This window comes from Metabacillus sp. 84 (assembly GCF_050107715.1).
Lineage (GTDB): Bacteria > Bacillota > Bacilli > Bacillales > Bacillaceae > Metabacillus_B.
The window spans coordinates 1-25,957 of record NZ_JBNILN010000006.1; the positions used below are offsets into that span (position 1 = coordinate 1).

At 43.3% G+C, this 25,957-nt stretch carries 23 protein-coding genes and 1 tRNA gene; 11 read left to right on the forward strand and 13 right to left on the reverse strand.

Annotated features, from left to right (window positions below):
- The first annotated feature begins 254 nt into the window (after window positions 1–254).
- Window positions 255–1,784 (forward strand): BCCT family transporter, encoded by a 1,530-nt coding sequence (locus ACQCV8_RS12190; protein ID WP_426844914.1) that lies wholly within the window; start codon window positions 255–257, stop codon window positions 1,782–1,784.
- A gap of 187 nt (window positions 1,785–1,971) precedes the next feature.
- Here ACQCV8_RS12190 and ACQCV8_RS12195 read toward each other — a convergent pair whose 3' ends face one another.
- Window positions 1,972–2,256 (reverse strand): MTH1187 family thiamine-binding protein, encoded by a 285-nt coding sequence (locus ACQCV8_RS12195; protein ID WP_426844915.1) that lies wholly within the window; start codon window positions 2,254–2,256, stop codon window positions 1,972–1,974.
- A gap of 205 nt (window positions 2,257–2,461) precedes the next feature.
- Between ACQCV8_RS12195 and ACQCV8_RS12200 the strand changes: the two genes are divergently transcribed.
- The 5 genes from ACQCV8_RS12200 (at window position 2,462) to ACQCV8_RS12220 (ending at window position 8,743) form a co-directional block, all read left to right on the forward strand.
- Entirely contained in the window at window positions 2,462–3,484 is a 1,023-nt protein-coding gene (locus ACQCV8_RS12200) for a LacI family DNA-binding transcriptional regulator (RefSeq protein ID WP_426844916.1), read from the forward strand.
- 131 nt (window positions 3,485–3,615) lie between these two features.
- Window positions 3,616–5,715 (forward strand): glycogen debranching N-terminal domain-containing protein, encoded by a 2,100-nt coding sequence (locus ACQCV8_RS12205; RefSeq protein WP_426844917.1) that lies wholly within the window; start codon window positions 3,616–3,618, stop codon window positions 5,713–5,715.
- Between the two features lie 20 nt (window positions 5,716–5,735).
- Window positions 5,736–6,989, forward strand: a complete 1,254-nt coding sequence (locus tag ACQCV8_RS12210) for an ABC transporter substrate-binding protein (RefSeq protein WP_426844918.1) — start codon at window positions 5,736–5,738, stop codon at window positions 6,987–6,989.
- A 75-nt stretch (window positions 6,990–7,064) separates the two neighbouring features.
- On the forward strand, window positions 7,065–7,907 hold the full coding sequence (locus ACQCV8_RS12215; protein WP_426844919.1) for a carbohydrate ABC transporter permease: 843 nt from the start codon (window positions 7,065–7,067) through the stop codon (window positions 7,905–7,907).
- An 11-nt stretch (window positions 7,908–7,918) separates the two neighbouring features.
- Complete coding sequence (locus tag ACQCV8_RS12220; protein WP_426844920.1) at window positions 7,919–8,743, forward strand: carbohydrate ABC transporter permease; 825 nt, start codon at window positions 7,919–7,921, stop codon at window positions 8,741–8,743.
- 124 nt (window positions 8,744–8,867) lie between these two features.
- On the opposite strand, the gene ACQCV8_RS12225 is transcribed toward ACQCV8_RS12220, so the two are convergent.
- The 8 genes from ACQCV8_RS12225 to ACQCV8_RS12260 all read right to left on the reverse strand — a co-directional run bounded on the left by ACQCV8_RS12225 (window position 8,868) and on the right by ACQCV8_RS12260 (window position 19,892).
- Window positions 8,868–11,480: a YfhO family protein gene (locus tag ACQCV8_RS12225; protein ID WP_426844921.1), complete on the reverse strand. Its 2,613-nt coding sequence runs from the start codon at window positions 11,478–11,480 to the stop codon at window positions 8,868–8,870.
- A gap of 25 nt (window positions 11,481–11,505) precedes the next feature.
- Window positions 11,506–11,937, reverse strand: a complete 432-nt coding sequence (locus tag ACQCV8_RS12230) for a GtrA family protein (RefSeq protein WP_426844922.1) — start codon at window positions 11,935–11,937, stop codon at window positions 11,506–11,508.
- Window positions 11,927–12,901: a glycosyltransferase family 2 protein gene (locus ACQCV8_RS12235; RefSeq protein ID WP_426844923.1), complete on the reverse strand. Its 975-nt coding sequence runs from the start codon at window positions 12,899–12,901 to the stop codon at window positions 11,927–11,929. Before ACQCV8_RS12235 ends, ACQCV8_RS12230 begins: the two co-directional genes overlap by 11 nt.
- A gap of 274 nt (window positions 12,902–13,175) precedes the next feature.
- Window positions 13,176–13,904 (reverse strand): glycosyltransferase, encoded by a 729-nt coding sequence (locus tag ACQCV8_RS12240; protein WP_426844924.1) that lies wholly within the window; start codon window positions 13,902–13,904, stop codon window positions 13,176–13,178.
- Window positions 13,904–14,590, reverse strand: a complete 687-nt coding sequence (locus tag ACQCV8_RS12245; RefSeq protein WP_426844925.1) for a polysaccharide deacetylase family protein — start codon at window positions 14,588–14,590, stop codon at window positions 13,904–13,906. The genes ACQCV8_RS12240 and ACQCV8_RS12245 overlap by 1 nt, the downstream gene beginning before the upstream one ends.
- A 247-nt stretch (window positions 14,591–14,837) precedes the next feature.
- A complete protein-coding gene (locus ACQCV8_RS12250; RefSeq protein ID WP_426844926.1) occupies window positions 14,838–15,641 on the reverse strand; it encodes a CAP domain-containing protein in 804 nt (267 codons plus the stop codon).
- A 200-nt stretch (window positions 15,642–15,841) separates the two neighbouring features.
- Complete coding sequence (locus tag ACQCV8_RS12255) at window positions 15,842–18,226, reverse strand: M14 family metallopeptidase (RefSeq protein ID WP_426844927.1); 2,385 nt, start codon at window positions 18,224–18,226, stop codon at window positions 15,842–15,844.
- 397 nt (window positions 18,227–18,623) lie between these two features.
- A complete protein-coding gene (locus tag ACQCV8_RS12260) occupies window positions 18,624–19,892 on the reverse strand; it encodes a glycosyltransferase family protein (protein ID WP_426844928.1) in 1,269 nt (422 codons plus the stop codon).
- 376 nt (window positions 19,893–20,268) lie between these two features.
- On the opposite strand from ACQCV8_RS12260, the gene ACQCV8_RS12265 reads away from it, so the two are divergent.
- Entirely contained in the window at window positions 20,269–20,718 is a 450-nt protein-coding gene (locus ACQCV8_RS12265; RefSeq protein ID WP_426844929.1) for an AraC family transcriptional regulator, read from the forward strand.
- Between the two features lie 262 nt (window positions 20,719–20,980).
- On the opposite strand, the gene ACQCV8_RS12270 is transcribed toward ACQCV8_RS12265, so the two are convergent.
- Window positions 20,981–21,054: transfer RNA gene (locus tag ACQCV8_RS12270), tRNA-Arg, on the reverse strand.
- A 118-nt stretch (window positions 21,055–21,172) separates the two neighbouring features.
- Here ACQCV8_RS12270 and ACQCV8_RS12275 point away from each other — a divergent pair.
- From ACQCV8_RS12275 to ACQCV8_RS12290, 4 genes are all read left to right on the forward strand, one after another.
- A complete protein-coding gene (locus tag ACQCV8_RS12275; protein ID WP_426844930.1) occupies window positions 21,173–21,799 on the forward strand; it encodes a metal-dependent hydrolase in 627 nt (208 codons plus the stop codon).
- 13 nt (window positions 21,800–21,812) lie between these two features.
- Entirely contained in the window at window positions 21,813–22,259 is a 447-nt protein-coding gene (locus ACQCV8_RS12280; protein ID WP_426844931.1) for a GNAT family N-acetyltransferase, read from the forward strand.
- 153 nt (window positions 22,260–22,412) lie between these two features.
- A complete protein-coding gene (locus ACQCV8_RS12285; protein WP_426844932.1) occupies window positions 22,413–23,066 on the forward strand; it encodes a hypothetical protein in 654 nt (217 codons plus the stop codon).
- A gap of 233 nt (window positions 23,067–23,299) precedes the next feature.
- Complete coding sequence (locus ACQCV8_RS12290) at window positions 23,300–23,647, forward strand: hypothetical protein (RefSeq protein ID WP_426844933.1); 348 nt, start codon at window positions 23,300–23,302, stop codon at window positions 23,645–23,647.
- Window positions 23,648–23,852: 205 nt separating this feature from the next.
- Here ACQCV8_RS12290 and ACQCV8_RS12295 read toward each other — a convergent pair whose 3' ends face one another.
- The 3 genes from ACQCV8_RS12295 to ACQCV8_RS12305 form a co-directional block, all read right to left on the reverse strand.
- Complete coding sequence (locus ACQCV8_RS12295) at window positions 23,853–24,677, reverse strand: MBL fold metallo-hydrolase (protein WP_426844934.1); 825 nt, start codon at window positions 24,675–24,677, stop codon at window positions 23,853–23,855.
- Between the two features lie 71 nt (window positions 24,678–24,748).
- Window positions 24,749–24,937: a hypothetical protein gene (locus ACQCV8_RS12300; protein ID WP_426844935.1), complete on the reverse strand. Its 189-nt coding sequence runs from the start codon at window positions 24,935–24,937 to the stop codon at window positions 24,749–24,751.
- A 169-nt stretch (window positions 24,938–25,106) separates the two neighbouring features.
- On the reverse strand, window positions 25,107–25,625 hold the full coding sequence (locus tag ACQCV8_RS12305) for a hypothetical protein (RefSeq protein WP_426844936.1): 519 nt from the start codon (window positions 25,623–25,625) through the stop codon (window positions 25,107–25,109).
- Window positions 25,626–25,957: the final 332 nt, after the last annotated feature.

Consider the following 25,957-nt stretch of genomic DNA (forward strand, 5'->3'; position numbering starts at 1 on the left):
ATAGTCAACCAGCCTAAGATGCTATATGCACTGTCTTAGGAGGGGCAATGAGATGCCCCTGTCTTGAAGGCTGTTCAAAACAGAAATGGACTGCGAACGTTTAGTCATTCAAGAATCCCACCCGTCATACCGTAAGGTGTAGGGCTTGCGGCTTTAGCCGTGGGAGTCTCAAATAACTAAAGCATTATGAGAGTCTTATAAAGAGCAAAAAGTATGATTGCTCAGCTTTTTAACCATTATGAGGAGGAATGCATTTGAGGAAATTTACACCAATGTTTTGGATTGCAATCAGCATGGGGGCAATTTTTGTAGGATGGGGAGCCCTGTTCCCGAACAATTTATTAGAAGTAATGACCGGTATTAAAACGTTGTTCTTGGATAAGTTCGGATGGTTTTACCAGTTTTCAGCTTCTTTCTTTATTATTGCTGCCATCATCATCGCTTTCAGCAGGTATGGGAAAATTCGATTAGGAAAAGATGAGGATCGGCCCGAATACAGCACCCCGACCTGGTTTGCTATGCTGTTCAGTGCAGGTATGGGTATTGGACTCCTTTTCTATGGAGTTTCAGAGCCCGCTTCTCACTTTTCGACTCCGCCGTTCGGAGATGGAGGAACGGAAGAATCAGCCAGAGTTTCCTTGCGGTATACATACCTTCATTGGGGCTTTCATGCCTGGGCAATTTATGCGGTTGTAGCGCTGGCGCTTGCCTACTATAAGTTTCGTAAAGGGCTTCCTGGTTTAATGAGCGCCACATTGTATCCGTTAATAGGGGAAAAGACAAAAGGGCCAATTGGCTACGCAGTTGATATAATTGCTGTCTTTGCTACTCTGTTTGGAGTGGCCATTTCCCTTGGTATAGGAGCACAGCAGATTAACAGCGGTTTCAATTATTTATTCGGCTGGCCTGTTAACTTTACCACTCAGCTGATCATTATGGGTTTTACAACCATATTATTTATTTATTCCGCAGCAAGCGGATTATCTAAAGGAATTAAATATTTAAGCAATACAAATATGTTCCTGGCCGTTCTTTTATTCTTTGCTTTTCTATTTCTTGGTCCTACACAGTTTGTGCTTGAGCTGTTTTCTACGACATTTGGGTCATACGTACAAAACCTGCCGAGTATGGGATTGCGTTTTTCGCCTTTCAACCAAGAGGATAATCAATGGGTAAAAGACTGGACCATTTTTTACTGGGCATGGTGGATTTCGTGGACGCCATTTGTCGGAACGTTCATTGCAAGAGTTTCGAAAGGAAGGACGGTCCGGGAATTTATCCTTGCGGTCATCATCGCTCCAACTCTTGTGTGCTCTTTGTGGTTTGGGGTCTTCGGAGGGACAGGCCTCTATTTTGAACTCATTCAAGGTGCGGATGTATCAGGTCAAAGTCTGGAAACGGCGTTGTTTTATGTATACAAGCTGATGCCATTTGGAACGGTCCTGACTATTATTTCCCTTTTGCTCATCACCACCTTTTTTGTAACATCCGCTGACTCTGCTACTTATGTACTTGGTATGCAGACCTCAAATGGAAGTTTGAATCCTCCAACCCTGGTGAAAGTCAGCTGGGGACTGATTATGGCCGCTATTGCAGCGATATTAATGGGAACGGGTGGTGTAGAAGGGCTGCAGGCAGCCACGATTATTTCCGCGCTCCCGCTCGGGATTATTCTAATCTTTATGACGGCCGCTCTATTTAAATCCTTCCAGACCGAGCTTTCTTCCGCCAAAAAAGAGAAGGAGAACGTTGAAGAAACAGCTTCACATAAGAAAGCCCAGTAAGAGCCCGGCTTTAAAGAGCATGGGCGAACTTTGAATGGGAACAGTACATTTGTATAGTACATTTACGAAAGCAACACGCTGAAATGGCAGCCTTTTTGCAAGGGCTGCCATTTTATTTATTTTGTGCTGTCTGGAGCGGGTTACAACTTATGCCGCTGCATGATGCAGGCTCCCTTGAACTCCATTCTCAGACCTTCTCTTGATTATCCAGATTCAGTTTTTTATCGTTGCGGTCATCCAGTTTAATAGAAGTGATAAGCCGATCCGTTCCATCCTGAGTCAGTAATTCGCTGTGGACAAGCTTTGCAAGATCAAATAATTCATCCGCATTCCCTTCTATCACTGTCGATAAAGGCGTCACATCACAGTTAAAGCCTTTTTCTCTGATAATTGAAACGGCAAGTTCCACATTTTTCCTCATACTTGTATCATCTGTACCTACAGGGGTGATGGTTAATTCCAATACAGCCATAACTCTCTCCTCCTCATAACCGTTTAGTTATCCGTTACCCTCTCGGATAAAAATGAATCTTATTTCTAAAAGACTAGCAAATGATTTAACCTAAAAACGGATTAGCCTAATCAAAATTTTAAACCAATTAAAGATTGCAATCGCTTGCAGGTGAATGTAGAATGGACTCATATACTGGACCCGAAACGTTTTGGAGGTTTTATGGATGACTACAATTAAGGATATTGCCAAAGCGGCAGGGGTATCTGTAACCACGGTGTCCAGAGCATTGAATGGATATTCTGATGTCAGCGAAAAGACCAGGAAAAAAATTATTGAGATTTCTAAAGAACTTAATTACAGTCCGAACATTCTTGCCAGGGGTCTCGTCATGAATAAATCCAAAACGATTGGATTGCTTGTTTCCGGGTTTAATAAAGAAAGCGTAAAGGATAATTTCACGTTTGAAGTTCTTTCCGGCATTAACCAATGTGCTGCAGAAACAGACTATGACCTCGTGTTATTCAATACTAATTCTACAAAACAGAGAGAAAAGACTTATGCTCAGCTATGCCGGGAGAGAAGGGTAGATGGTGTAATCCTGCAGGGGATTAAAACTGACGATCCATATTTGCAGGAGGTAGTAGAGAGCAGCATTCCATGTGTGTTAATCGACATCCCTATTCAGACAGAACATGTAGGGTATGTTTCCACAGACAATTCATTAGGTGCCGAAAAGGCTGTCAGGCACTTACTGGAGCTCGGGCATCGCAACATTGCCATGGTTAATGGACATGACTTTGCCTATGTTAGCGAAGAACGTCTGAAGGGCTTTAAAAAAGCCGTATCTGATGCGGGAATTCCGGGGAGGGAAGAATGGATTGTCAATGGTGATTTTAAGGAATATGAAGCAGAAAAAGCGGTCTTTGAATTGCTTAAAATTCACCCTTGCATAACAGCCATTTTCTGTGCAAGCGATCTAATGGCTTTTGGGGCAATTAAAGCAGCGGCAAGGCTAAACCTTTCTGTGCCAGAGGATTTATCGGTAGTTGGATATGATGATATTCTGCTGGCAGGCTATGTGTCCCCGAGTTTGACCACAATCGCTCAAAACCGCGAAATGCTTGGATTTCATGCAGCCAGACTGCTTATGGACATGCTTAATAAAGACAGTCAGCCAGCTCACCTTCTTTTGGAAACCGAGCTTAAAGTACGAAAGTCAACTGCACCAGTCAAACATGGAGATTAAGCTGCCTGAGATACAGGACGATATAAACGGCAAGGACTAAAGAGCAGGAAGGATTTCAATTTTCATACTAAAGAAGCTATCGAGGCGTTTTATACATTTTCCGAAACGTTTCGGATAACCAGGAGGCAGACATGGACTATTTAGTTATAAAAGAAAATGATTTATTTTTACTATCAGAGCCTAACGGGGACATTACCCAAAACCATTCCTACGGCCTGGGCCTATACACTAAGGACACAAGGTTTCTCAGCAAAATGGAGCTTAAAATCAATGGGGAAAAACCTGTCCTCCTTTCCTCTGATGGTTCAGCGAATCAGGTATCGCGTGTGCTGCTTACAAATCCGCACATGGAAAGGGATGGCGAGCTGATCTTGTGGAGAGAATCAGTTCAAATCGAAAGAGAACGTTTTATATATGAAGGTGTTTTATATGAAACCATCTATCTGACAAACTACTATCCTAAAGCTGTGAAATTCACGATTGATTTGGCTTTTGATGCGGATTTTAAGGATATGTTTATCGTCCGGGGGTTCCAAAAAGGAAATGTCGGGGCAAAAACCGGTCAAGTATATGATGAAAATTCATATGAACTAAATTATTCCGGGTCCGACGATTTGGAGCGGACAACCAGAATATCATGGGACAAGTCACCGGATGAAGTAAAGGAAAATGGAGATTTCGCGTACAACTTCGAATTGGAACACAGCCAGGAGCAGGCTTTCACCATCATGGTACAGCCCGTCATTAATGGTTCATACGAAATTGGCATCCCGATTCCAGCGAACGAGGCGCTTGAAAAATTAACAGACTCGTATTCAGAATGGAACCGGCAAGCGCCGCTTATGAAGACAGATTTGACTCCATTGCAGCAGCTGGTGGACCGGGGATGGTCCGATCTGCGTGTCTTAATGACAGATATCGGACATGGAGGTTTCCCGGTTGCAGGTCTTCCGTGGTTCGGCGTTCCTTTTGGCAGGGACAGCCTGATTGCAGCTTTGCAAATGCTGTCATTTAATCCTGAGGCGGCTAAAGGTACGTTAAAAACGATGGCCAGTACCCAAGGGACAAAAGTTGATCCGTGGAGGGATGAACAGCCGGGGAAAATCATGCATGAGATGAGGTTTGGAGAGCTTGCAAACACAGATCAGGTTCCTTTCACACCTTATTACGGTACCATTGATGCGACACCGCTTTACCTGATCCTCCTGACTGAATATGTAAGATGGACTGGAGATTTACAGCTTGCTGAAGAACTGATGGACAGTGTGGTCAAAGCCCTTACCTGGATTGATGAGTTTGGGGACAGGGATGGGGATTTGTTCGTGGAGTATCATCAGGAATCAAGCAATGGGATCGCCAATCAGGGATGGAAGGATTCAGGTGACTCCATTGTCCACAGGAGTGGAGAATACGCGGAGACCCCCATTGCCCTGGCGGAGGTTCAAGGATATGTCTATCAGGCAAAAACGGGAGTTGCCGATCTATTTGAAGCACTGGATCTAAAGGATAAAGCAGCCGCGCTTAGAACGCAGGCGGAAGAATTAAAACAGGAATTTGAAAATAAATTCTGGATGGAAGAGCACCAATTCTATGCGATAGCGCTTGATCGGGATAAAAAACAAGTTGGAACCATCACTTCCAACCCTGGGCATGTTCTTTTTTCAGGCATGCTGGAAGAAGAAAGGGCAAAAGCGGTTGCTGACATGCTGACCTCGGAAAAAATGTTTTCAGGATTTGGAATCCGGACAATGGGAGAAGGAGAAGCAGGCTACAATCCGATGAGCTACCATGATGGAAGCATATGGCCACATGATAACAGCATGACCTTGATTGGAATGAGCAAGCTTAACCAGCATGAACAGGCAAAAACAGTTATATCCGGTTTAATAAAAGCAGCCAGCCAGTTTGAATATGAGCGCTTGCCGGAGCTTTTTTGCGGCTATTCATCTTCTATCGGAAAAGCAGTCAAGTACCCCGTTGCCTGTTCACCTCAGGCTTGGGCAGCTGGCACACCGCTCATCATCATCCAGTCCCTTCTGGGATTATTTCCGGATAGTCTGAACAAAAGAATCTATTTAAACCCCGTTCTTTTGGAGGAAATGAATGAGCTGCTTGTTTCCCGCATCAGAGTAGGAAAGGGGCATGTATCCATCAGACTGGTTAAGGAAGAAGGAAAAACAAAAACAGCCATAATTGAAAATACAACAGGCTTTGAAATTATTCAAAAGTAAAAGGGAGGAGTGCTAAACGGATGAAACAAAAAAAGTGGATATCCATGCTTGGCATTACGGCTCTATTAGGATTAGCGATCGCTTCCGGCTGCAGCAGCCAGGAAGCGGATAGCGGATTGAAGAAAACAGAACTCGTTATGAGCGGCTGGGGAGGCAATCCAGTAGAAAAGAAGCTTCTCGAAGAAGTGATTGCTGAGTTTGAGGAACTGCATCCGCATATTGATGTTAAATTCAATGTAATAAATGATCAGTATATGGATGTATTAAAAACCCGGCTTATCGGCGGCACAGCCGCAGATGTATTTTATCTGGATGCATTTGAAGCTCCAGCGCTAATGGAAACTGGAGCTGTAGAACCGCTTAATAAATATGTAACAGAAGATTTTGATCTGGAAGACTTTGAAAAACCCATGCTGGAAGCTTTCAAACAAGGCGAAACCCTTTATGGAGTCCCGAAGGATTATTCGACGCTCGCATTGTTTTATAACAAGGATCTGTTTAAAGAGGCTGGAATCAGTGAACCTCCAAAAACGTGGGAAGAGATGGAGGCTGCAGCGAAAAAGCTTACAAAGGAGGGCGATGTTTATGGACTTGGAGTCCTTCCTAATATTGAAAGGATGTATTACATGGCTGAATCAGGAGACGGACAGGTCATCACTGAAGATCGGGCAACCTTTGCCGATGACAAAGTGGTAAATGAACTTCAGCCCATCCTTGATATGCGCCTCAAAGATAAAACGGCTGCCCAGCCATCTGAAGCAGGGGCGGGCACCAATGCAGGTGAAATGTTCGGACGGGGTAAAGCAGCGATGGTTATGGAGGGGAATTGGAACATCCCTTATTTAGATGAAACCTTTCCTAATATCGATTATGGCACCGCAGAAATCCCAGCCATAGATGGAAAAAAGGGAACGATGTCCTTTACAGTCGGATACGCCATGAATGCCGAGTCAGATCATAAGGAAGAATCGTGGGAGCTAATTTCCTATTTAACTGGCAAGGAAGGAATGAAAAAGTGGACAAGCAAAGGTTTTGCACTTCCGACCCGTAAATCGGTTGCTTCAGAGCTTGGGTTTGATAAAGATGAATTGCGGGGGCCGCTTGTAAAAGGCGCGGAATACGCCACCGTCTGGCAGGACGGTCCATTTCTCCCAATTGTCATGAACAATTTCAATAACCAGTTTTTAAGTGCTTATTTAGGTGAACGGCCTTTAAAAGAAGCGTTGGAAGACGCTGAAAAACAAGCGAATAAAGAGATAAAAGTTACAGAATAAATAATGAAAATGAGAGGTGATGCTGTTTGAAAGCCAGCCGTTCAAGAAGAGAAGCAGGTCAGGGTTTATTTGTTTATGTCTCCTGCTTTGATTATCATCGGGTTATTTGTAATCGCTCCCATTCTTTACGCCGTATTTCTGTCTTTCAATAAAGTTGAACTAATTGGAACCTCCTCATTTGAATTTCGGGGATTAGACAATTATGCGAAAATAGCATTGGATGACAGAGCCATGATCGCACTTAAGAATACCGCCTTTTATGTGGCAGTTGTCGTACCGGTCCAGACGGTTCTGGCCCTTGTGCTGGCTGCATCGTTAAATGCAGGCATGAAAGGCCAAAAATTTTTCAGAGTCGTCTACTTTTTGCCGACCCTTACGTCCTCTGCGGTTCTTACCCTTATATTTATGTGGATGTACAATCAAAACGGACTGATTAATAAAGTCCTGGATTTTCTGCACCTGCCTACCTACAACTGGATTAATGACCCTAGTGTGGCTTTAATCGCTATCATGATTATGAACATATGGGCTACTGCACCATTTTATATGGTCATCTATTTAGCAGCCTTACAGGATGTGCCGGAGAGCTATTATGAGGCAGCAGAGCTTGACGGAGCAAATGCCTTCCAAAAGTTTTGGCATATTACAGTCCCGCATCTCCGTCCGGTGACGTCATTTGTGGTCATCATGGGACTGATTGGCACTTTCCAGCTGTTTGACCAGTCGTATATTTTTTCGGGAGGCTCTGGCGGACCAAACAACTCAACATTAACGGTCGTCCTGTTAATCTATCAATATGCCTTTAAAACACTTGGAACAATGGGCTATGCAACAGCACTGGCCTTTATGCTCGCATTGATCATCCTGGCAGCAACCCTGCTGCAGCGCAGGTTTTCTAAAGAAGAATCACTATACTGAGGAGGGGTTCTGTGAAAAAGAAATCATTTGGCAGAGGGGCTCTATACGCGATCCTGATTGGATATGCGATCATTACCATCATTCCGTTCCTGTGGGCACTTTCCTCTTCCTTTAAAACACTTGGGGAAATTGTAAGCGGTTCAATCAACTTTCTTCCTGAAACGTTTACATTAGAGAATTACAAACAAATTTTTACGACCGAGCCTCTTTTCGGGCGCTGGCTTTTCAACAGCCTCCTAATAGCTGTTCTGGGAACCCTGCTTAATTTACTGTTCAATTCCATGGCGGGATATGCTCTCGCCCGATTAAGCTTTCCAGGTAAGAAGAGTATATTTATCATTATTTTAGCGGTGCTGATGATTCCTTTCCAGGTTACCCTTATCCCTAATTTCCTTCTTTTAAAAGAGCTTGGGTGGCTCAATACCTATCAGGGAATGATAATACCCGGTGCAGTTAATGCTACGTTTATTTTTATGATGAGACAGTTCTTTATTAACTTTCCAAAAGAAGTGGAAGAAGCGGCAGCGATTGATGGCTTGGGTAAATTCGGAACGTTCTTCAGGATTGTCCTTCCATTGGCTAAACCGGCTCTTGCCGCCCAAACGATTTTCGTCTTCATGGCTTTCTGGAATGATTTTATGAGGCCGCTTGTTATTTTGGCGGACCCGGAAATGTTTACGCTCACTCTGGGATTAAACTCATTTAAAGGACAATACATCAGCTATTGGAATTACATTATGGCAGCATCCATGGTCTTCACCCTGCCGATTTTGATTCTTTATGCATTTTTTAATAAATACTTTGTAAAAGGAATTTCTTTCACGGGAGGGAAATAATTTGTTTCCGCGGCCGCAGAAAACTGCTGCAGTACCCTTTATTGATAGTGTCCGGGGGTCGGTCGGGGATGCTTTATTCAGGCCAATAAATTAGCCAGCCGCTTTTCACGCGGCTGGCTTTTGGTTATTTTGTTCTTCTCCTGGTTCGAATCAGAGAAAAAATGGTGATAAGCAGGGCTATTGCTGAAATGATTAAGCTCTCTTTAAGCAGAGGGGTCGTATACACAAATTCTATATCGTAGGTTCCTTTTTTCAAAGGGGTGCCGACGAAAGCATGGTTAACTGTGAGCGTCTTTGCTTCTTTTCCATTCACATATGTTTTCCAGCCTTTGCTGTAAGGAATGGATGTAGTCAGCATTCCATCCTGGATTGCTTCAATTTTTCCTTTGACCCTATTCTTTTCATAATGGATATCGGTTAACGACTGCTTTTGCAGCTGCTCTGCCTTGTCAGTGTCAATTTTCTGGCGATACACTTTAATGGAGGAGACACGATATTCACCTGGGTCAAGTTTAATGGTAACGGAATCTTTTTCATAGGAATGGCCAAGATTTATGACAAATCCTTTTGTAGGATAGGCATATTTGTTTTCAACAGGGAGCTTTTGAGTATGGATGCCTTCAACCTTCATATTGAAGCGCTCTCCCTGTTCCTGTTTCAAATCAGCCTCGACAAAGACTTCATCATCCGTTCCAATCTTCTGTTGATCTATAGGAATGGAAATGGTTCCTTTTTCATTGACAATAAAGATTTTTCCGGATTGTTTTACATTTTTCAATGTGAACGGCTTCTGCTGGTCAATCCGTTCTGAATCCAAGTTCTTGAAATTGAATTTTTCCCAGTTTAGTTCTTTTACCGGTTTTTCGGTATAAACAGCTTGCAGCAGCAGCTGATCCCGCTCAGTGAAGGAAAGCTTCTCCACATCATCTTCAGCAGCATATTGGGTCTGCATAAAACCAATTGGAAGGGCATAAGGGTTCTCATATACCGTTAGTGATTCATTTTGATCCACCATGTCAGCGTTATATACCGGAGCCGCGGAATCCTTCGGAACCATATGATATTTGACACCCATGTAGCTTTCCAAATAAAACCGATTGTTAAAATGGTTAAACTTATTAATGGAGTCATGATCGAATAACACATTATGGCGCTGCTTCAGAAAGTATTGAAGATTGCCGCTGAGAAGACTGCTGTAAGCTCCGGCTCCGTGATAATCCTGATACATCGGAGCGTTGTGGTATTTATTTCCATCGTTGATCATTCGATAGAAGCTTTGGTCGCTGCTTTGAATAGACCGGATGAGCTCAAGCTCAGCTTTGTTTTCAAGTCCCGGCTGGCTGAGGACCCCGCTGTCCATTGTGCTCTGTCCATAGAACGTTCCGAGCGATTTTTTAGAAAAAACAGCCTGTGTTCCAAATGTATTCAGTGCCAGGATCCCTGACAGGAAAAGATAGAAGGCTGTCTTGCCCATTTTTCCCGCGAGAAGGAATAATGGTAAGCATAGGGCCGTCAATCCTAATATGAGCCATTCATAGGATGCAAATGCTGCATTTCTGCTGTAAATGGGCGCAAACAAGCCAAAGCCTAAAACCAGGAATGGAATGAGTGCTCTGGAAGCCTTTATTTTCCCAGCGTTTTCTGCAATTCTGTCTATCAGGAATGCAGATGTTATTGAAACAGAAAAGATGAGCAAGTAGACCCATCGGCTTTGCATTTCTGATAATCCGTTAAAAAACGAGTGCGCAAACGGAATAAAATATAATACATACATGAAAAGGCTCATATACAAAAACGATTTTTCTCTCCGGTTTAAAAATGTGAAGCCAACCGTATATAAAAAGAGCATGGCTACCGGCAGGCCCAGAATGGAATAAGTACCGTCCAGGTTGAACGTCGTTTCCAAAATCCCTGCGTAATACTCCGGAGCGAATGCAAGCGGGACCTCATTTGCTTTTCCGCCGCGGTTTGCTTGAAAGAGCGCATAAATAGAAGGGATGAACGCTGCAGCAGCAAGCCCAAATGCAAGCAGATAAAATTTCCCCCATCCAAAGAAAAAGCGGAACAGGCCTTTAATGGTAAGAGTTTGTTTCGTACCGATAAAAGCAAAAACAGCGTAAATCAATAGAAACACACTGGACTTAAAGGCAAAGTAAAAGTTTGTAGAGAGCATGAGGAACAGGCCGGCTGTAAACAGCCCCCATTTCTTCTCCTTCATCCATCTTTCAAACCCAAGAATCATCAGCGGCAGCCATACCATGGAATCAACCATAAAATCCCAAAGCAGCGAATGCTTAAGGAAGAAAATCGATCCGCCATATAAAAGCGCTCCAATAATAGAGGCCATATAAGTCCGCTTCAGGTATTTCAGCAGGATAAACATGATTAGCATGGAACTAAAGGATTTTAGGATGCTGAGGCCTATTTTAAGCTGAACGACATGGAAGATTGTATCCATATTAAAGAAGGCAGAGGCCCAAAAAAACAGGGACGTGCTGTAGTAATAACCAAACTCACCGAATAAGTCACCGCCAATCCCGTAATTCCATGACCACATCATATTGCCGGATCGAAAGTTTTCACCCAGAAATTTGTGGAAGACAGCCATTTGGGAGAGGGCATCTGAATTAACTGTGAAGTAGGCATCAGATTGCAAAAAATAAAAGTGTGTCACAAAGGAAGCCACAAATAAAAATAAAATGGATAATGCTCCCTTTTTACTGAAAATCGTTTTCATATACAGTCTACTCTCCTATACAGCTTCAATCGGTAGAAGTGCTTGTTTCTTTTTTAGTTTTAAAGACAAATAGCTTGCTGACGGTGTAATTCAGAACAATCACCACAATGTTTACGGCGATTTTGGAAAAGGTGTCATTCACTCTGATCAATTCGACAAGCAGGATCATCAGCCCAAGATCTATAGCAAAAGAGGCCAGACGGAATCCTGTAAACGAGAGGGCTTCTTTTACCAGTGTTGGGAAATCGAATTCTTTGCTGGAAAAGACATAAAGTTTATTGGTGATGAAAGCAAACAGCACAGAAAGAATCCAAGCTATAGCTGTAGAAAATCGGTAATCGATTTGAAAGACGTTCAAGCAGACAAAATAAACGGCAAAATTAATAACAGTGGTCAGTACACCAAAAACGGCATACATGACCACTTCTTTTTGAGCAGGACTAAATTTACCGGACATGACGATACTCCTTTTCAGAAGCACGGTTTGTCACTTTTTCGTCGTTATATTCGTTCACAAAATACAAGGGACGTTTTTTCGTTTCATTGAAGATTCTTCCCAGATACTCTCCTATAACACCTAAAAACAGGAGCTGGATCCCTCCAAGGAAAAGGATAACTGCCATAAGGGATGGGTATCCGCTCACAGGGTCTCCATACAGCAAGGTTTTAGCCACGGTCCAAATCATAAAGATAAAAGCCAGGAATGATATAATCATTCCTGCGAAGGAAGAGACCCGCAGCGGAAAGGTCGTAAACGAAGTGATTCCTTCAATGGCAAGATCGGTTAATTTAAGATAATTCCATTTTGTCTCGCCGGCAGCGCGCGGATCTCTGTCAAAAAGAATTTCTTTTTTGTTGTATCCGATCCAGCTGAACATCCCTTTTGTATACCGCTGTGTTTCTCTAAGTTTCTTTAATGCCTCCACACAGCGGCGGTCAAGCAGGCGGAAGTCACCGGTATCCTCCTGAATCGGTATTCTGGTCGTTTTTCTGAGCAGCTTATAATACTGAGCGGAGGTCCATTTTTTCACCCGCGTTTCACCCGTTCGGGACCTCCGTCTGGCATAAACATCATCATAGCCTTCTTCCCAATAGCGGATCATCTCCGGTATCAGTTCAGGCGGATCCTGCAAATCCGCATCAAGAATGACGAGTGCGTCACCTGTTACATAATCCAGACCCGCAATCATCGCTACTTCTTTCCCGAAATTTCTGGATAAGTCAAGATAGTTTACCCGGTGATCCTTTTCCCTCAAAAATTTAAGAATGGAAAGGGTGCCGTCTTTACTTCCATCATTCACAAACAGTATCTCAAAATCATATTCTATTAATTCATCAATTACGCTGCTTACACGGCTATAAAGACTGTATAATACCTCTTCTTCATTATAAGCAGGAATCAAGATGCTGATTTTTTTCATAATCGTCTCCTTTAGTGTGAAGCCCTTGGTCATGCATATTAATATCACAATTTATCATTATACCACCATTAAAACAGATTGATAAGCGCTCCCCTATTTTAAAAGCTTTAAATTAGTTGGAGAAAGGGTATTTAGCGCACCAGGCGGCAGCAGTTTCCTAACAGAGCTTGACCTTAATTTAGACGATTAAAAACCTGCATGCTTTTTATTAAGGGATTGGGAATTGGAGATAAACAAAAAGTGGACTGAATCCAATACGATTCAGTCCATCATGTTACTCCTCATACTCATAATATAGCTCATCGGCATGCTTGCGGTCGTTTTTCTTCAGGAATGCCAGAATTAACTCAGGTCTCTTAATAAGCACCCAGTCTCCGAACTTGTCAAACTTCCTGGCAGAAGTGGTCATAGCAAAAGGAATAGTACCGAACAGCTTCTTATTTTTTAATCCCCAGATTGAAAGGCGTTTGGCAAAATCACAGTCTTCCGCCATTAACAAATCCTCATTGAATCCGTTGATGGCTTCAAAGTCCTTTCGGTAACACCAGAATATACCAACTGATATGAACCCGTATTTTATTAATACAGGGATGACTAGTGAGGTTAAGGACGCTGCCATTCCAATGGACAGCCTGTCAAACCAGCCCGTAACGCCCCCGCCGATGAACAGTCCTGATGAGAGCAATCGGTCTGCAATGGTTAACACGTATCGATTCATCCGGGTGTCCGCATCAATGGTAATGAGGATTTCCCCTCTTGCAAGCTTTGCTCCTGCGTTTCGGATTTTGGACAGGTTTTTGTCATCGTTTTTGATGGTTATGCAATTGTAGGATTTCGCGATCGCTTCTGTCCTGTCCGTACAGCGGTTTAATACAACAATGATCTCGACCCTGTCTTTATAAGGCTTTGCTGCTGCTATTATGGATTCAAGGCACTTGCCAATAAATTTTTCTTCATTATGAGCAGGGATAATTACCGAAAATTTGATCGATTCATCTTCCATCACTTCAACCCTTTCATACGAAATACATCATAAATCGGATCTGCTAATAAACGGGATAAGAGCCATATATCCCATTCTTCTAAAGGGAAAGCTTGCTGATAAAATTCAGGAATTGTCACAAACCGGTATTGCAGTTCCTTCAGGCTGCCTATAACTTTTGGAAGGGCAGCAACTGTATTGTTTCTGGCACCACTTCCGTACTCGGTGCCATCATGCATGAGAATAATGCTGTTTTTTCTCAGCGTAGCCAAAATTCGCTGGTGTACAAGTTCAGCAGGCATATATTCGAGCCAATCCAAACTGTTTACGTTCCATAGAACGTTCGTCATGCCCATTTCTTTAATTGTCTGCAGTGCCTGTTTGCTGAGCTTGCCGAAAGGGGGGCGAAACAATGCAGGGGACGCGCCAATGATGTGTTTTATTTGCTCTGAAGCAATGCTGATTTCCTCTTTAAGCTCTTTTTTTGAAAGAAGGGTAAGGTCCGGATGTCTCCGAGTATGATTGCCGATTATATGTCCTTCATTATCTATTCTCTTAGTCAGCTCCGGAAATTTCTCTGCTTCATTTCCTATGAGGAAGAATGTGGCCTGGACTTGGTAGCTTTTTAATACGTCGAGGATTTGATGAGTATATAAAGAGGGTCCATCATCAAAAGTGAGGCTAACATAGCGTTGAGATTTGCTCATGCGGTTCAACCTTCCCTTGTGCTGCTCCTTTTCTTTTTTTACGATGGAAAAGCAATTTTTAGGATAGTATATGACCGGTCACATTATATGCTTGTACGAGTGCCCTTTTTACAGATTCGGCCTTGGCAAGCGGGTGTAAGAAGAGGCTTTCCAGCCAGCATGAAAACCCTCGGGATGCTTGAAGCAGCCCGAGGGTTTTCGATGTGAATCGTCTCACTCAGCAGGCTTTTTTTAACAGCCCTTAGAGTTATTTCCCTGTAAACATCTGTGTCCAGTAATTCCCTTCTTTATTGAACCCGATGCCTATATTGGTAAATTCACTGTTCATAATGTTTTCTCTGTGACCTTGGCTATTCATCCACGCGTTTACCACTTCTTCCGGTGATTGCTGGCCTTGCGCAATGTTTTCTCCGGCTGTTTGATATTCCTGACCAAATTTTTTCATCATATCAAATGGGGAACCGTACGTGGGACTCGTATGAGAGAAGTAGTTGTTTTCCTGCATATCATCTGATTTTTCCTGGGCTACATTTGCCAGTGAGTTATCTGCTTTAAGCGGCTCTAACCCATTTTTTTGTCTTTCTTTATTTGTTAATTGGACCACTTGATTTTCGATTGAGGTCATGTCTTCGGCCTCGGGTTTCCCTGGCTGCTGATTTTGGTCAGGCTGCTGTCCCTGATTTGGCTGCTGTTCGGGGGGTGGTGTCTGATCTGGTGCCTGACCGTATCCCGGAGCTTGAGGGGTCTGTCCAGTGTCAGGCTGCTGTGGCATCGGAGCGCCGGGAATCATTCCATTTGGCAGCTGTCCTTCCATATTCGGCTGTGACTGATTGACATTTGAATAATCGACGTTTCTGGTTTTCGTGCTTGGAGTATCAGTATGATATGCCGTCTTTTCCGCCGTTAAATACCCGCTGCTGACCTTTACTTTTTGCTGCTGACTGTTTTCAGCTGCATGTTCACGGGCGGTGTCATTGTTCATAGTGCATCCGGCAAGGATACCGGCTGCGATAACTGGCACAGCCAACAGTGTCCTGTACGTTTTTCTCATCAATCTTTTCCTCCCATTATATAAACCAATTTGACAATACTTATTTTGTCAGCAGGCGGGAAAAACATGATTGGAAAAATATGCAATGAAAAAAGCTATAACCCTTATTGGAATAGGAGTTATAGCTTTTTATTCTTATTGCGAAAAGGGTCCAATAGAAACGGCACATTCATTTTGACTACAATTCGATAAGAAATGGCTTATTTTATTAGGAAGGTCCTGGAATTATAGCGTACATTTTTACCGGGTTTATAGTTGTTCTCGGCATTTCCGCTTGGATCTGCTGCAAACCAGTTGACGGTAGTGGTCTTGGTGATCTCCAGCGACTCAGCTTGTTCTCTCGTTCCGCTTAGCTGGAGCTTTTTTGAACGATAGGTTGGTCTTGTGCCATCAAGGGTGTAGTAAATCGTAGCCGGTTCATTAGTGGTGAAGGTTGCTTCAACTGAGTTCTTGAACCGCCGGCCGTTAGGTGAAATTTTTGATTTTGGAGCTTTCTTATCCATGGAGTATTCATAGGCAACGTCCATTAATCCGAGCAGCCCGTTTGAAAATTCCATTGCTTCCTCGTGTCCTTCTTCAAATGGGGGCTGAAAACCTACAAGCTCCCATTCCTGCTTCTCTTTGTTCCAAAGATCTGCACCCACTTCAAAATTCCAAGCGTAAATTCCTTTTTCATACCAGAGAAAGTCCGCTGAGTTTCCTGCTGCCGAATAGAGCACATCAGGAATTGGACCTGTTCGGCTAGGCAGAATAACCGTACCGCGATGTTCCTGAATTTTATTTAAAATGTGATCAGAAGCCTGCCAGTAATAAGCTTCATCTCCTGCAGAAGGGCGGGGCAGCGTTTCACGCTCCGGTGTATAGGCCCCCGGGGACCACATAAAGTATCCCCCGTAGCTATGAATGTTCATAGCGAATTTGATGTTCGGATTTTGATCCGTCAGCCACACTAAATTCTGGCTTTCAGGTTCTGATGTTTCACTGGGGCCTGCAAACAGACTGCTTAAACAGTTTGAAGAAGAGGCGCCAACGTAACCGTCAAAAACAGAACCGACAGCATGATTCCTGTTTAGATCGACTCCCCAGGAGTTACGGAGACCCGAGTCTGATTGAGCCTCACCGCAATAATTGGTCATGTTTTTCCGCTGCATGTTAAAATCATAAAAACTGTAATGGGCGCCGTCCGGGTTCATGGTTGGAATAATAAAGATATCTAGGTGATCGACAAGCTTTCTTGTTTCACTGTCATGAGAATAGTTCCGAAGCAGACGTTCCGCTGTCTCGACTGAAACAAGAGGAGTGACCCATTCCCTGGCATGCTCCTGTGAATACCCGAGTACACCAGGCTTTGATCCATCGCGGTGCTTTCCAATCCGGATCGCTTTGACCGTAAAAGGATCTCTGGAAACATTGCCCGGTGCTTTCAGATTGTCTGTAAGATTGGCCGAACCCGGTTCAACAATGCTCGTCCCGCTGTTCCCGCGATAAGTGCTGGCTGACAAAATATGGCCCGCGTCCCTGTTTAGAATGTTCACTACATCACGGGCTGTACTTTTCACTTTTGCTTCGTTGTCTGTAGCAAGCTGGACGGTTACTTTCTGAGGCGCAGACTCCACCTTTAAAGGGAGATTCGCTCCGCCATTCTTCATTTCAAGGATCATTCCGTTGCCGCCCTCATGCCCCCATGCTCTTGAAGTAACCACAACGGCTGCGCTTGAATTCTTCCCGATTGTTGCTTGCGCCAGACGCCGGTATCCATTCGTTTTGTTTGGCATTTCTACGATCTCTGCAATATCAGGGTAGGTATTCGCTAAATTTTCGAGCCGGGCATTGATTTCGGTAGGGTCCATATAATGATCCACAAAATTCTGCACGTAATGCCTGCTCGGACGGTCTGGCTTGTCTCCCAGCCATTCTGTTACCTTTAACGAAGACTCCCCGCCTAATGAACTTGTAATGCTTACATTTTTAGGTTTGTCTGTAATCGGGAGCATGAAAGAATGATAAAGGTATTCACCTGCATCCTCAATTTTAGAAAGAACGGCTGTCTTTTCTTCTCCGTTCTCCTTCCAGCTCGCTGTCAGGATTGTACTGGATGCCATGCCTGCAGATGACTTGGCTTCTACATACACGAACATGTCAGACTGATTCTTAAAATAATTGGCCCGTAAAATCTTTACTGTGTCTTCAGATGCTGCAAGCTGTTTTTGCTCCTGCACCATTTTGTTCCGTTCTCCAGCCCTCTGTTTCCACTCCTTTTCGGTTATGAGCGTATCCTTAACGTGAATCCCGTGCATTTTCAGCAACTTAATTTCAGAAGGAGTGACAACAGCATCCACTTCAATTTCTTTGCCATGGTAATGAACCCTGTGTGCTAAATCGATCCCAAGCTCAGTCAGCCTGTCCATTGCCTGACTGTTCGGAATACTAAGCTGTACGACTGAAACCGTTTCTCCATCCTTCATCATTAAAGGATTCTCTTTAGCAGAAGAAGCGGCCACGATTGAATCTTCAGGAGAGAGGGCCAATCCGGTAAAGGCAGAAAAAAGCAAAACAGAAGATATAAGCTTTTTTGATATATTCATACAAAAAACACCTCCTATGTAAATTTAAGGATATTTTATCCTTAAATTTCAGAATATTCAATCATACTTTAGGAGGGCTGTTTTATGGAAGAATTCCCAAGCGCAAACGGTTGCTGTAGCCAACTGCCTATAAATAAATAAGGCTGCTGCAGAAAAAGAAGGGTTCGAGGGGGGAAGAGAACCGGAAAATGATTCATATGAACTGGAGAATGCCGACTTTTACATGGTTTTCTTAGAGGTGAGCCCGGACTTTGACACAGGCTCAATGTTGTTCAAAAAACCTAATAAGAATGGTGTGCTTTCCGCTAGTTTTATATGAGAACCTGGCATAGTAATATGATTAAACAGCCCCTCAGATGCAGATGCAGGATCAGGGGGCTGTTAACAGAATCATGCTCTATGCAAATATAGCTGATTTCATTCTCTTCCATTCCATGGATAAGTCATATAAAAATCTTAAACAGACATTCATTGTTCGCGGAAAAGGAGCGGCCTTTCTGTTTCGTAGTATAAGGATTTGGCCCGGAAAGATCTTATTTCCAGATAATTGATTTAATTCTTTTAGCTGCTGAATGAAGACATTATTTTTCTTTGAAATGGACCATAACGTCTCATGCTGCTGGACATGGTGGATTTCGCACGTTTCGTAGCTGATCCATCTTCCTTCTCCAGGAGATTGCGGTGTTTCCTTTAAAATGCCTCTGGCCTTTATGATCTTCAGCATCTCAAGAGCCCTGAAGTGATAGGAATTATCTTCGACGGCTTTAAACCCTCTATTTTGAATCAGCTTTCTTTTTAACGGGTTCTTTAAAAAATATTCAACCCTTTGAACAGTTTCCAGAGGGTTAGATGAGACAGCCAGATCGCGGCCAGGTACGAATTTTTCTTTGACAGCCGGTGTATCAGATGTCAGAAGAAACCCGCCGGACCCAAGAATTTCATAGGTTCGCTGGGTTAACTGATCCTCGCAGTTTTGCAAGCCGATGATGATTTTGGCGGAGTTGTAGATTTTGTATGCATCTCTGTAATCCACATATCCATGGATCCACTCCCTTGGAATGGGGCGGCCTAAATACTTGCCCATATGCTCCCAGTTCTTTCCCCAAAAGTCTACTCGGATACCATTTTGAATGAGAGGGGCGATAAGAGTTTGCAATGAGGAGGAACGAAACACATCTGGGTTTTCTTTAATATAGTCAGGATAAGCATTGGCGACAACCGCGATATTCGCCCGGTATTCCGGCAGGGGAAGAGTCCGGCGGTGAACACTTTCATGATAGCCGAAATCCAGGTGAGCTGCTTTAATCCCGAGATCCTCGTACATTTTGCATAATGAAGAAGAAACAGTGAATACAAAATCGGGCTTCATCCTTCTGATTAATGGCAGTGTAAAATTGTGAGTATGCAGCGGATCCTCAGTTGCCCAGTAGACGAGCGGAATCTTGGCTTTGGAAACAGCTTCCCTGATCCATATCTGTTTTGCCTCCCAATGCTCCTCAGTCCAGCCGGTTGATACAATTAAATCCGGCTTCACTTTGTCTATCATTCCAGTGAGATTCTCGCTGCTTATCGGCCCTGAAATGACAGCGGTGTGGCCGGCATCCTTAAATCCGTTTGGCAATCCATATATCCACATAGGGTGGCTTTCAAGAAAAAGAACGATCATTTTCTTTTCCCTCCATTTATGATTGGTACAAACTATTACTATGTAAGGGAAGTGAGTGATGGCACGGCATTCGGGGTTTACCACAGCGAACTGTCCGTGCAATGCGTGAAGTTCTGTATTGTGTTGAAGGATTTAAGCTCGCTTGAAAGCCGTGGAATCGCTGATTAATCAGCAGGAACGAATAGATCAGGCAGAAGCATTAAAAAGTCTGCACATCCTCATGCAAATAGATTTGGATCCAGTAACATATTTTTACATTCGCGTTATAGTGTTTCTGTAAAATAATAGTTTAAAAATTCAACTGTGGATAATTTTAAAGCATGTTACATTCAATATGTACCTAACAAATATAACGGAAGAAGGGAAGAAAAGATTCATGAAATTTATAGCTGAAACACTTCCAGACTATCGTATTGCTTATATGCGTCGAGTTGGCCCATACGGTTCTGCAAATATTGGAGTAATGGAAAATTTAAAAAAGTGGGCTAATGAGAAAAATCTATTAGAATCGTCAATTATATTTGCAATTCCGCATGATAATCCAGAGTTAACACTTCCTGAAAACTGTCGTTATGATGCTTGTATTGTGATTCCAAATGATTTTCAAATTAATCATTCAATTTGTGAAAGCGAACTGTCTGGTGGGAAATATCTTGTTTTCGAAGTTAACCATACAGCAGAAGATATACATAAAGCATATAAAAGTATTCTTACAGCCGTACAAAGGGCTGGATACCAAATTGATCATAAGCCCATTATGGAAAGATACACTTACAATAAGGTGCAAAACCATTATTGCGAAATCTGTGTCCCAATAAAATCATGAATTTCCATATACTTGAATATTTTGATATACCATGTGATGCATCTTGTATATACTGAAGAAGAGAAAAGGAAAGGTTTTTAAAAGTTTACATTATAATAGCTTAGCTTAAAGAGAAAGACCTGCAAATTTGCATCACAAACATAAAGCTGCTAATCTGAGCCCGATTCAGCCTCTAACCTAAAAGTAATACGCCAATTAGAACCGTTAGAAAGAAATAAGCCTGCATGACCCTTAATAAAAGGTCATGCAGGCTTATTCAAAACGTCCCAGGCGAGATTCGAACTCACGGCCTACAGCTTAGGAGGCTGTCGCTCTATCCAGCTGAGCTACTGGGACATAGAATAACATTATAATCGATAAACTGAGAAAGGTCAAAAAAATTAGCTTATTAAAGAGATCGTATGTTTGCTATAATGAGTAAGAATACATAACAGCTAGAACAGGCGGAATGAATATGAGAGGAAGCACACATGCAGTTTTGGGAGGCGCCGCAGGGATGGCTGTTGCATATTGGCAGCAGACAGATTCAACGACGGCTGCTTCATTAATTGGAATCGGAGTACTCTCCGGCCTTGTGCCGGATTTGGATGTTAACGGGAAGCTCTCGAATACGTTAACCTCAAGAAAATGGATATATGGTTTGCTTGCTCTGATAGGTGTCCTTTTAGCAAGTGACAGTGCGTTTTCTGAGAGAGGAACCGGACAGTGGCTGGGGATTCTTCTTGGTGCAGGACTGATTACCCTTCCAAGGTTTTTCATGAAGAAGAGAACCATTCTCCTTATAACAGGATTTGTTATTGGCGGAGCAGGTATGATGCTTAATGAACGATGGATTCTTTTAATGGGAATCTATATTTGTGCGGCAGCCACACAGCCGCATCGCGGCATTACCCATTCATTGATCGGTCTGATCTTCTTCGGGTATATCGGTTTTTATTTGGAACAGGATTTACAGATTTCCGGTGTGCATTATACATGTGTGGCCGGATACGCAAGCCATTTGTTTGCTGATCTTAAGGTGCTGCCGGCAAACCGTAAAGGGGTAAAGTGGTTCCAGCCATTTTCAAAAAGGGAATTTTAATGGGGGGCTGTACATGAGCTGGCAGCTGAAAGCATTTTCTGAGTTAACTGCAATCGAACTTTATGAGATTCTTAAAGAAAGAACGAACGTGTTTGTCGTGGAGCAAAACTGTCCATATTTGGAGACGGATGGAAAGGATTTCGTGTCCTTACACCTTTACCGGAAAATGGACGGGGTTATAGTCGCCTATGCCCGGCTGCTGCCTCCCGGGGTGTCATTTGAAGAGGCGTCAATCGGCAGGGTTTTAATGCATGCTGATTATAGGAGGCAGGGACTTGCTGCAGAATTGCTAGCAAAGGCACTGGATGTCATAGTGAGAGAAAAAAAAGAAAAAGCGGTTAAGATTCAGGCACAGGAGTATTTGAAGGGATTTTATGAATCTTTTGGATTCAGGACAGTAACGGGCTGTTATATGGAGGATGGGATTCCTCACATAAATATGGTTTTGCAAGTTAAGTGAGCATGCAGGCGAAATCGGCAGGATATTAATGGATATGAAACCAATCACTGGCATCAATCGACATATACAGTAGGAACTTCAATGATTTTCCTGCTTTTCACTATTTTGTGGTACCATTTAGTTTATGAATATATTCGGGAGGTCTCATTCAACATGTACAAACAGATGACTGCATTAACGGCAGCGCTCACACTGATTCTTTCCACAGGCTGCCAATCACAGGAGACAAATGGAAGCAGCTCGGAGGAATCAGAAAAAACCGTGCAGGAAACAGAACCTAAAAAAGAAACTAAGGAATCAAATGAACGAGAAACAGCCGAGCAGGAAAAACCGGCTGAAAACGAAACGGCCAAGGAAGAGAATGCAGAGACAGATGGTGCTGAGACAGAGGACGCAGAATCTGCTGAGTCCAGCCAGAGCGGGGAAGCGGAAGCGGAACAGGAACAGAAAGAAAAACCAGCCCGCTATGTCTCTCCTTTTGAATTGAGAGACGAAATCCAAATCAGCCTGACGAGAGAAGAGGCAGAGGAGGTACTCCAGAATAAAAAGCCTGAGCAAGTAAAAACGGCTGATGGAACCACGGCTTACCGCTATGATTATATGCCTGAGAACGGATACAAGCCTGCCGTATCAGATCCGGATATTGAAGGAATTATTGCCGGGAAAATGGAAGCCCAGGTATTCATCTGGTATACCCCTGAAAACACAGTGGAACGCTATACCATTTATCATAAAACAGAAGATGGAAAAGCGGTTGAATACCGGGATGAAGGCAATGGAGAAGGCATGGAGAGCATTTTAAACTGAATATTCAAAAGATAAATCTCCTTATCAAAGCAAGGGAATGCACTCATAGCGTTCCCTTGTTTTTTTTTTTGCAAAGCCTCATGGCAGCCGAAAGAGGGACAAGCTCTGAAACACTCAGCTTAACCTAAAATGGTGAATATTCTGCTGCTGCATGTTGCACGGACTTTTTTTTGGACATGTATGCATCCCCCTTTGAATAAAATGAAACAAAAAGGAAGAGGAGAGAACCTCTTATGGATATGAGGAAAAGTATTTGGCCGGTACTGATGGCCGTATGCATTATAGGAGCTTCGCTGTATATGAGTTCATGGGATGCAAAAACTGAAGAGACCGGCAGTCCTCTTCTTATAGGGGGGGAAGAAATTGTTTCGGTGCAGGGGGAGGCAGGGGAATTTCCCCGTCAAAATCCATTTGAAGTTGAAAGCAAGCTAGTCGGAACAAAAAAGGTGAAAGATAAAGGGATTGAATATAAGGTCGAAACGTATCGGGAATATGAAGTGTACACGGACTCTAATGGCGAAATTATTAAAGAGGTTCCAACCTCTAATTTCAATTATTTAAGGTACAGGACAGCAAACTAAAATTCCTGATGTAACGCGGGGGATTTAAGCCACTCATCATCAGCCGTTAAGAAGACAAAACTGACCGATAACCAAAACCGGCCGATCCAGATAAGAAACCGGCCGGTAAACCCTGATGAAATAAAGCATTTCTACGGTGAAACGAACTGATAGATGGCTGCGCCTTTTACAGATGAATTTACAGACGCACATTCGCTGGACGTTTTCAGTGATGTCTTGAAGGGACAGCAGCCTTATCAAAATTCGTGACAAGATCCTTCAAACCGCCGGCAAGCTTGGCGCCTCTAACAGGCTTCCCATGTCCGGTCACAGCTGCAGATGGTTTTAGCTCCTCGAGTTTAGAAACGCTCTCTTTTGCTTCTGTCCAATGAAAAGTGAAATACTGCGGTGGACCGCTGATTTCCAGATCCTGAACCACAACGTGATAAAGGGACTCCTGTTTGACTGTTACAAAAGCATCTCCTGCAATCAGAACCCGGTCCTCTTCTCTTATAAATGACACATGGCCTTTCGTATGGCCTGGAGTATGAACCCATCTCCACCCCTTTAGAAAGGGAACTTCTCCATCCAATGGAAGCTCCTGAACATGCTTATCAAGGTTGATTGCTTCATTCGGATAGTAAGGCGAGAGCTTGGCCATAAGACCTTTCGGAAGCGTACTTCCTTCCGGGTAGTTTTCTTTCCCTGTCAGGTAAGGAATTTCAAATGGATGGGCGTATACAGGAATGTTCCAGTGGTTTATTAATTCAATAATGGCTCCAACATGGTCAAAGTGGCCATGAGTTAAAAGAATAGCTCTTGGCAAAAGGCCGTCTGGAAGGAGCGACTCTGTAAATTGAATGATGGAGTCCGCTGAACCTGTCATGCCGGCGTCCACTAGCACCCAGTTATCCGTGGCAAATTGATCCTGAATGAGGCACACATTTACGATTTGAATAGTTCTGCAATAAACTCCGGGGGCTGCTTCTTCCACTGAGCCGCTATTAACAGAAACAGCCGGAATGTGTTTATAGTCTTTCCCATATTCCAATCTATCCAGCTCCTTTCGGTTCAGAATAGTATTAGTGATACCCGAAAACCTGCACAAATAAAAATCCGGCCTCAGCTGGACCGGATTTGCCTGTTTTTTTCTTTTTGTCTATGCTGCTCATCCAATTTCATATCTAATCGGTCCAGCTGCCTTTTTGACCGGGAACTGGAAGGAAAAAAGCGGACAATGACCGCTGCTGCAAAAAAGAGAAGGCTGAAGCTGAAAATCTGAATAAGAATGTCTCCGGCACCGTAATTCATCCTCTCACCCCTTACTCTGCATTATACCTGCTCAGGCTGGAATGAGGGAGGGGGGTTTTGAGGTATATAGGAGATTCTTGTTTTATTCTGGCTGAACCGCCTGTTGTTTTCATCAGCCGATGATCTGGCGCATGGAGCAGAGGGTTCGCGGTATCTGTTCCGAAAAGCCCTATCCGCTCCAGACAATTTCTCCGCATTTCTTTTCTTTATCAAGCGCTACTTCAAACTGATGTTTTTTATAAAAATGGATAAGACGGTCAACATGATCCCAATCCCGCTCAGCAATGTCGCCGACGATATAGGGAATATTGTGCTGACGCGCTTTTTGTTTCAAATAGTTCATACAGATGGAGCCGTACCCTTTGTTTGCAGGTCCTTTAATGTCTCCGATCTTGATGGTATCTGCTGCTTTGTAAGTGGCCTGAATGGAAAAATCCCACATGCCGCGATAGGAAGATTCACAGTCATTGATCATAATTTTGCAGGCGCTCCCATCATCGATCGCGTGCACGATCACCCATTTGTCTTCCTTGGACTGGTCAATCCCCAGCACTTCACCTTTTCCATTTTGGGCAATTTCTTTCATGTTCGCCTGCATCCTGAAAAGCTGCATTTCCAAGTCTTCTTTTTCTTCCAATAGCTCTTCTGCGTCCTTTTCCCGCCCAGGTCTGGTCTCCGCAAGAAGCATTGCTATACGCCTCCAATCATTTTTGTTTTTTATCATTTATAAAGTATAAGCTCTATTTAAACTTAGGTGATGATTGCAGCCTGCAGGTATTTACTTCCTGCATGGCGGTGAGGTGAGCTTTCTCTGCGCTGCCTGCTGCAGAATCTCGCTTGTCCCGCCGTTCCAGCCGGCACTCATCAACACGTATTTATAATCATCATCGAGCTTTAACATCGCCCAAAAATATTCTAGCCGGACTCTTACACAATTTTTTATTTTACAAGACAATCCATAGGATTTCAAATCTGGAGGACAGCAGTGCGCTGCTTTTTTTGATGAGAAAAAGGGACTTG

Coding starts and splice junctions, on each gene's coding strand:
- ACQCV8_RS12265 (WP_426844929.1), top strand. CDS start 20,269: ATGAAATTTATAGCTGAAACACTTCCAGACTATCGTATTGCTTATATG.
- ACQCV8_RS12210 (WP_426844918.1), top strand. CDS start 5,736: ATGAAACAAAAAAAGTGGATATCCATGCTTGGCATTACGGCTCTATTA.
- ACQCV8_RS12260 (WP_426844928.1), bottom strand. CDS start 19,892: ATGATCGTTCTTTTTCTTGAAAGCCACCCTATGTGGATATATGGATTG.
- ACQCV8_RS12300 (WP_426844935.1), bottom strand. CDS start 24,937: ATGAATTACGGTGCCGGAGACATTCTTATTCAGATTTTCAGCTTCAGC.
- ACQCV8_RS12200 (WP_426844916.1), top strand. CDS start 2,462: ATGACTACAATTAAGGATATTGCCAAAGCGGCAGGGGTATCTGTAACC.
- ACQCV8_RS12225 (WP_426844921.1), bottom strand. CDS start 11,480: ATGAAAACGATTTTCAGTAAAAAGGGAGCATTATCCATTTTATTTTTA.
- ACQCV8_RS12240 (WP_426844924.1), bottom strand. CDS start 13,904: ATGGAAGATGAATCGATCAAATTTTCGGTAATTATCCCTGCTCATAAT.
- ACQCV8_RS12215 (WP_426844919.1), top strand. CDS start 7,065: ATGTCTCCTGCTTTGATTATCATCGGGTTATTTGTAATCGCTCCCATT.
- ACQCV8_RS12245 (WP_426844925.1), bottom strand. CDS start 14,590: ATGAGCAAATCTCAACGCTATGTTAGCCTCACTTTTGATGATGGACCC.
- ACQCV8_RS12230 (WP_426844922.1), bottom strand. CDS start 11,937: ATGTCCGGTAAATTTAGTCCTGCTCAAAAAGAAGTGGTCATGTATGCC.
- ACQCV8_RS12280 (WP_426844931.1), top strand. CDS start 21,813: ATGAGCTGGCAGCTGAAAGCATTTTCTGAGTTAACTGCAATCGAACTT.
- ACQCV8_RS12250 (WP_426844926.1), bottom strand. CDS start 15,641: ATGAGAAAAACGTACAGGACACTGTTGGCTGTGCCAGTTATCGCAGCC.
- ACQCV8_RS12285 (WP_426844932.1), top strand. CDS start 22,413: ATGTACAAACAGATGACTGCATTAACGGCAGCGCTCACACTGATTCTT.
- ACQCV8_RS12235 (WP_426844923.1), bottom strand. CDS start 12,901: ATGAAAAAAATCAGCATCTTGATTCCTGCTTATAATGAAGAAGAGGTA.
- ACQCV8_RS12275 (WP_426844930.1), top strand. CDS start 21,173: ATGAGAGGAAGCACACATGCAGTTTTGGGAGGCGCCGCAGGGATGGCT.
- ACQCV8_RS12290 (WP_426844933.1), top strand. CDS start 23,300: ATGGATATGAGGAAAAGTATTTGGCCGGTACTGATGGCCGTATGCATT.
- ACQCV8_RS12195 (WP_426844915.1), bottom strand. CDS start 2,256: ATGGCTGTATTGGAATTAACCATCACCCCTGTAGGTACAGATGATACA.
- ACQCV8_RS12305 (WP_426844936.1), bottom strand. CDS start 25,625: ATGCTTCTTGCGGAGACCAGACCTGGGCGGGAAAAGGACGCAGAAGAG.
- ACQCV8_RS12205 (WP_426844917.1), top strand. CDS start 3,616: ATGGACTATTTAGTTATAAAAGAAAATGATTTATTTTTACTATCAGAG.
- ACQCV8_RS12255 (WP_426844927.1), bottom strand. CDS start 18,226: ATGAATATATCAAAAAAGCTTATATCTTCTGTTTTGCTTTTTTCTGCC.